Genomic DNA, 6,537 nt, shown 5'->3' with positions numbered 1-6,537 from the left:
CTCTATGGCGGCTTCTTCATTCCGACCGAGGCTGGTGCTGTCGGCGCGGTCGGTGCCTTCGTGATCGGGGTGATGCGCGGCAAGCTGAACAAGGAAGGCATCCTGCAGTCGCTGCTGCAGGCGACCCGCACGGCTGCGGCCGTGTTCACCGTGCTGATCGGCGCGCTCTGCTTCGGCTATTTCCTGACGGTGACGCAGACGCCGCAGCATGTGACGGAGTTTCTCACCGGCCTCGGCATCGGCCCCTATGGTGTGCTGGCGCTGATCCTCCTGATGTATCTCGTGCTCGGCTGCCTGATGGATGCCATGGCCATGGTGATCCTCACGGTGCCGATCGTGTTCCCCGTGATCATGGCGCTCGGCTTCGATCCGATCTGGTTCGGCATCATCATCGTGATGACCGTCGAGCTCGGCCTGATCCATCCGCCGGTCGGCATGAATGTCTTTGTCATCAAGAGCGTGATCAAGGACGTCACCATGTCCACGATCTTCAAGGGCGTGCTGCCCTTTGTGGCGACCGATCTCGTGCGGCTGGTGCTGTTGATCCTGTTCCCGATCATCGCCACATGGCTGCCGATGCGAATGCTGGGGTGAGGCGATGAGCGTGCCGGAATTGAAGACGAAATATGTGTTCAGTCTTGCGATCCAGGTCGGCAAGCCTGTCGTGGCCGGGGATCTCGGCTATGGCACGCGCCGTGTCATCCCCGTGCTTGGCGGCACAGTGACAGGCGAGGGCGTCAACGGCACCATCCATCAGGGCGGTGCCGATTTCCAGATCATTCGCCCGGATGGCTTGACGGAGCTGGAAGCGAAATACACGTTCGAGCTGGATGACGGCGCGGTGATCTATATCGCCAATGACGGCATCCGCTTCGGGCCGAAAGAGGCGCTGGACCGCATCGCGCGCGGCGAGATCGTCGATCCCCGCCTGATCTATTTCCGATCGGTGCCGAAATTCGAGACGGCGCATCCGGACTATCGTTGGCTGATGCAAAATTTGTTCATCGGCGTCGGTGCGCGGCATCCGGATCGCGTGGAGCTTGCGGTGCATCAGGTGCTGTAGAGCACCGTCCTCTCCGCCGTCATTGCGAGCGTAGCGAAGCAATCCAGTCTTCGCTTGCGGCGCTGGATTGCTTCGTCGCTTCGCTCCTCGCAATGACGGTGATACTTACTTTCACCCTAATTGCTGTAGTCTACTCCTCCATCGACCGGAAACATCCGGCGAACACAGGGAGGCGACGATGTTGAGAGCAGCTTTGCTTGGAAGTGCCGTATCGCTTGTGATGGCCATGCCCGCCTGGGCGCAAGACTGGACCAAATCGAAATGGGGCCCGACTGACGAGATCGGCGCCGCTAATTATATAACCCCCGAACGCGTCAAGGCTGCCGCGCAACTCGTGAAGACCGGCAAGACCTATGCACTCGGCATTCCCGTCGGTTCCGATACACCGGCCTATCCGCCGCGTTCGGTGAAGGTCACCATCGTGCAGCCCGGCCAGGCCGGCAATCACGGCATCGGTCCCAACAACGCCACCTATAATGACGACATGATCACCGGTTGGGTTGGCGTCGGCAGCCAAATGGACGGGCTCGGCCATCTCGGCGTCGATCACGTCTATTACAACGGCAACAAGATCGCGGATTTCGGCGATGTCAGCGGCTTGAAGAAGCTCGGCATCGACAAGGTCCCACCGATCGTGGCGCGCGGCGTGATGCTCGACATGGCCGCCTATTACAAGACCGATGTGGTGAAGGAGGGCACCGCCTTCAACGCAAAGGAAATCGAGGAGGCCGCGAAGGCGCAGGGCGTCGAGATCAGGGAGGGCGACGTGGTGCTGTTCCACACCGGGTGGCTCAGCCTCGTCGGCAAAGATGACAAGCGTTACAATGGCGGCGAGCCTGGTCTCGGTGTCGAGGGTGCGAAGTATTTGACCAGCAAGGGCGTCGTTGCCGTCGGCGCGGATACCTGGGGCGTCGAGGTGGTGCCGTTCGAGAAGAACACCGTGTTCGAGGTGCACCAGATCCTGCTGGCCATGAACGGCACCTATATTCTCGAAAACATGGACACGTCCGAACTCGCCAAGGACAAGGGCTATGAGTTCCTGTTCGTGCTCGGCCAGCCGCGCTTTAAGGGCGGCGTGCAGAGCATGATCAATCCGGTGGCGATCAGGTAGGGCGACAATTGAGAGCGCGTAGGATGGGTTGAGCGAAGGCGCAAAGCGCCGGAGTGATACCCATCACCGCGGCTCCGGTGCCTGTGGCGATGGGTATCGCTCCGCTCAACCCATCCTACGGCCCCAGCGGTTGACTCGCGCTCAATCCGTTATAGTATATAATTATTCTTCCGGAGACTTATTTGACGCCGATGTCCCAGACTGCTTCCCTGCTCCAGACCGAAACCCGTGGCCGGGTGCTGCTGGTCGGCCTGAACCGTCCTGCCAAGCGCAATGCGCTGAATGACGGAATCATCCTCGAAATCGAGCAGGTTTTCGGCGCGCTATCGGACGACATCGGTGCCGTCGTGATCCACGGCATCGGCGGTCATTTCTCGGCAGGCCTCGATCTCTCCGAACTGCAGGAGCGTGACGCCACCGCGGGCCTGATGCACTCCCGCATGTGGCACCGCGTGTTCGACCTGATCCAGCACGCCCGCGTGCCCGTCGTGGCTGCGCTGCAGGGCGCTGTGATCGGCGGCGGGCTTGAACTGGCCTGTGCCGCGCATATCCGCGTGGCTGACCCTTCTGCCTATTACGCGCTACCGGAGGGGAGCCGCGGCATCTTTGTCGGCGGCGGCGCCTCGATGCGGTTGCCGCGCCTGATCGGCGTGCACCGGATGGCGGACATGATGCTCACCGGCCGTGTCTATAAAGCGGAAGAGGGCATCACGCTTGGCTTCGCGCAATATCTCACCGAAGCCGATGGTGCGCTCGCCAAGGCGCTCGAACTCGCCGAGCGCGTGGCGCAGAATGCGCCCCTGACGAATTTCGCCGTGTTGCAGGCGCTTCCGCTGATCGCCGAGGCAAGCCCGCAGACCGGCCTGATGCTGGAATCGCTGATGGCCTCGGTGGCGCAGAGCGATCAGGAGGCGAAGAACCGCATCCGGGATTTTCTGGAGAAGAAGGTCGGCAAGGTGAAATCCGGCTGACGACCACCGTCATTGCGAGCGTAGCGAAGCAATCCAGTCTTTCTTCACTCGGCTTCTGGATTGCTTCGTCGCTTACGCTCCTCGCAATGACGGAGTTATAACTAAGAACAAAAAAAAACGGGACGGACGCATACAAGGGACGGGACAGTCATGTCTGCAGTGGCAACGACGAGCGACCAGACGACAGCGGCACAGCATCCGTTGCGGCCGATCTCCTATGGCGATCCTGCGGTGCGCGTGGAGCGCCGCGACGACGGCACCATCTATCTCCGCCCGACCAATGCCATCGGCGACTATCCCACCCGCGTCACCGACTATCTGCATCACTGGGCCAAGGAGACGCCGGATCGCGTTTTCATGGGCGAGCGCGGCGAGGGCGATGGCTGGCGCGAGATCACCTATGCGCAGATGCTGGACGCGGCGCGCCGCATCGCCTCGGCGCTATTGGCGCGAAACCTGTCGCCGGATCGGCCGATCATGATCCTGTCCGGCAATTCCATCGATCATGCACTGGTGGCGTTCGGTGCGCTCTATGCCGGCATTCCGTTTGCGCCGGTATCGCCGGCCTATTCGCTGGTGTCGAAGGACTACGGCAAGCTGAAATATCTGATGAGGCTGCTGACTCCCGGCCTTGTTTTCGTCGATGACGGCGATGTGTTTGCCGATGCTATCCGCTTCAACGTGCCGGCTGATGTCGAGGTCGTGGTGTCGCGCGGCACGTTGCCCGATCGTCGCCCGACGCAACTGTCGGATCTATTGACGACACCGGAGGCCGCGGGTCTCGACGCCGCCCATCAGGCCATCGGCCCGGATACGATCGCGAAATTCCTGCTCACCTCAGGCTCGACCGGCAATCCGAAAGCCGTGATCAATACGCAGCGCATGATGTGCGCCAACCAGATCATGCTGCGCGATACGCTCGCCTTTTTGAAGGACGAGCCGCCGGTGATCATCGACTGGTTGCCGTGGAATCACACCTTTGGCGGCAATCACAATATCGGACTGACGCTGTTCAATGGCGGCTCGATGTATCTCGACGAAGGCAAGCCGACCCCGGCGGGCATCGCGGAAACCATCCGCAATCTCCGCGAGATTTCACCGACGGTCTATTTCAACGTCCCCAAAGGCTATGAGTCGCTGCTGCCCTATCTGCGCGAGGACGCGCAGCTGCGTGAAAAGTTCTTTGCGCGGCTGCATGCGATGTTCTTCTCCGGCGCAGCACTGTCCCCTTATGTGTGGGGCAGTCTCGACGAGCTCTCGGTGCAGACCACCGGCAAGCGCGTGCCGATGTTGACCGGGCTCGGCGCCACGGAAACCGCGCCGTTCTTCATGTGCGTGACACCGCTCACCAGCCGCTCCGGCCATGTCGGCCTTCCCGTGCCGGGCAATGACGCAAAACTGGTGCCCAACAACGGCAAGATGGAAGTCCGTGCCAAGGGTCCCAATGTCACGCCGGGCTATTGGCGTCAGCCGGACCTCACCGCCAAGGCGTTCGATGACGAGGGTTACTATATTTTCGGGGACGCGCTGAAAGCCGTCGATCCCGATGACTTCGATGCCGGCTTCGATTTCGACGGCCGCATCTCCGAGGATTTCAAGCTCGGCAGCGGCACCTGGGTCAGCGTCGGCCCGCTGCGGGCGCGCTTTGTCGGCACCTGCGCGCCACTGGTCCGCGATGTCGTCATCGCCGGCATCAACCGCGACGAACTCGCGGCGCTTGTGGTGCTCGATCTCGATGGTTGCCGTGTCATCAATCCCGACCTCCCGGCCGGCGATCTCGCTGCTGCAGCGCATGATCCGGTGGTTCGCGACGCCTTCAGTGACCGGCTTGCGCAGTTCATGGCGGGCGCCACCGGCTCGTCCACCCGGATTGCCAAGGCCGTGTTGCTGGACACGCCACTCTCCATCGACAAAGGCGAGGTGACCGACAAAGGCTCGATCAACCAGCGCGCGGTGTTGGAGCATCGGGCGGCGCTGATTGACGACATCTATGCGGGGAGCGAAGCGGCGCGGGTGATCGCCGTCTAGCCGTTAAGCCTGCGGCGAAGCGCCGGTGGGGTGGGCCTTTACCAGTCCCTCCCCACTGACCTAAAGAAGGGGCTGAAAGTACAGCCGGACTTTGTTTAGCTGTCGATAACAAAAGAACCTTGAGGGAGAGACAAAATGACCAAGCTTCACTTGGCGATGGCGGCCGTGGCCGCATCGCTTGCACTCGCCACGCCTGCTGCAGCGCAGGAAGTCACGGTCGGACTTACAACCTCCACCACCGGCCCGGCGGCAGCCCTCGGCATTCCCGAGCGCAATGCGCTGGAATTCGTGCCGAAGGAAATCGGCGGCGTGAAGCTGAAAGTGATCGTGCTCGACGATGGCGGCGATCCGACCTCGGCGACCACCAATGCCCGCCGCTTCGTGACCGAATCCAAGGCCGACATCATCATGGGCTCGGCCGTGACACCGACCAGCATCGCGGTGTCCAACGTCGCCAACGAAGCCGGCATCCCGCATTTCGCGTTGTCACCGCTGCCGATCACGCCGGAGCGCGCCAAATGGTCGGTGGCCATGCCGCAGCCGGTGCCGATCGTCGGCAAGGTGATGTACGACCACATGAAGGCCAAGGGCATCAAGACCGTCGGCTATATCGGCTATTCCGATAGCTATGGCGATCTCTGGTTCAACGATCTCAAGACCCAGGCCGTGCCGATGGGCATCGCCATTGCAGCCGAAGAGCGCTTTGCCCGTCCGGACACATCCGTCACCGGCCAGGTGCTGAAGCTGATCGCTGCCAATCCTGACGCCATCCTGGTTGGCGCATCCGGTACGGCCGCTGCCCTGCCGCAGACCGAGCTGCGCGACAAGGGCTATAAGGGCCTGATCTACCAGACCCATGGTGCGGCCTCCATGGACTTCATCCGCATTGCCGGCAAGGCGGCGGAAGGCGTGCTGATGGCGTCGGGTCCCGTCATGTATCCGGAAGGCCAGCCAGACTCGGCGCTGACCAAGAAGCCCGGCCTGACCTTGAATGCCGCCTATGAGGCGAAGTATGGCCCGAACAGCCGCAGCCAGTTCGCCGGCCATTCCTATGACGCCTTCGAGGTGCTGAAGCGCATCATTCCGACGGCGCTGAAGACCGCGAAGCCCGGTACCCCCGAGTTCCGCGAGGCCGTCCGCCAGGCGCTCCTCACCGAGCGTGAAATTCCGGCGACCCAGGGCGTCTACAATTTCACCGAGAAGGACCGCTACGGCCTCGACGAGCGTTCCCGCATCCTGCTGACGGTCAAGGACGGCAAATACGTGCTGGCGCAGTAAATCTGTTTCACCTCTCCCCGGAGGGGAGAGGTCGACCGACGAAGTCGGGCGGGTGAGGGGGCTCCACACGCTCTGTTGCCCGCGGC

Annotated in this window: 6 protein-coding genes; all 6 read left to right on the top strand. The window is 62.1% G+C overall.

Going from position 1 to position 6,537, the window contains the following annotated elements:
• Positions 1–594: TRAP transporter large permease subunit (locus ACIQ2A_RS25225; RefSeq protein ID WP_398484685.1), on the top strand; the 594-nt coding region annotated here is incomplete at its 5' end.
• A 4-nt stretch (positions 595–598) separates the two neighbouring features.
• Complete coding sequence (locus ACIQ2A_RS25220; protein WP_398484683.1) at positions 599–1,063, top strand: DUF3237 domain-containing protein; 465 nt, start codon at positions 599–601, stop codon at positions 1,061–1,063.
• A 178-nt stretch (positions 1,064–1,241) separates the two neighbouring features.
• The gene (locus ACIQ2A_RS25215; RefSeq protein WP_398484681.1) at positions 1,242–2,174 is read left to right on the top strand and encodes a cyclase family protein; all 933 of its coding nucleotides are present in this window, start codon (positions 1,242–1,244) and stop codon (positions 2,172–2,174) included.
• A gap of 191 nt (positions 2,175–2,365) precedes the next feature.
• Positions 2,366–3,145, top strand: coding sequence for a crotonase/enoyl-CoA hydratase family protein (locus tag ACIQ2A_RS25210; protein ID WP_398484679.1), 780 nt, complete (start codon positions 2,366–2,368; stop codon positions 3,143–3,145).
• Between the two features lie 150 nt (positions 3,146–3,295).
• Complete coding sequence (locus ACIQ2A_RS25205; RefSeq protein WP_398484677.1) at positions 3,296–5,173, top strand: feruloyl-CoA synthase; 1,878 nt, start codon at positions 3,296–3,298, stop codon at positions 5,171–5,173.
• 135 nt (positions 5,174–5,308) lie between these two features.
• Positions 5,309–6,451: an ABC transporter substrate-binding protein gene (locus ACIQ2A_RS25200; RefSeq protein WP_398484675.1), complete on the top strand. Its 1,143-nt coding sequence runs from the start codon at positions 5,309–5,311 to the stop codon at positions 6,449–6,451.
• The last annotated feature ends 86 nt before the right edge of the window (positions 6,452–6,537 follow it).

The sequence above is a fragment of the Tardiphaga sp. genome (assembly GCF_044336785.1).
In the GTDB taxonomy this organism is placed as follows: Bacteria; Pseudomonadota; Alphaproteobacteria; order Rhizobiales; family Xanthobacteraceae; genus Tardiphaga.
Note: the sequence above shows the minus strand (reverse complement) of the source record. Positions and strands in the feature narration are given on the sequence as shown.

Bases quoted from the DNA above. Each gene is read 5' to 3' on its own strand.
- ACIQ2A_RS25220 (WP_398484683.1), top strand. From the start codon at position 599: ATGAGCGTGCCGGAATTGAAGACGAAATATGTGTTCAGTCTTGCGATC.
- ACIQ2A_RS25215 (WP_398484681.1), top strand. From the start codon at position 1,242: ATGTTGAGAGCAGCTTTGCTTGGAAGTGCCGTATCGCTTGTGATGGCC.
- ACIQ2A_RS25210 (WP_398484679.1), top strand. From the start codon at position 2,366: ATGTCCCAGACTGCTTCCCTGCTCCAGACCGAAACCCGTGGCCGGGTG.
- ACIQ2A_RS25205 (WP_398484677.1), top strand. From the start codon at position 3,296: ATGTCTGCAGTGGCAACGACGAGCGACCAGACGACAGCGGCACAGCAT.
- ACIQ2A_RS25200 (WP_398484675.1), top strand. From the start codon at position 5,309: ATGACCAAGCTTCACTTGGCGATGGCGGCCGTGGCCGCATCGCTTGCA.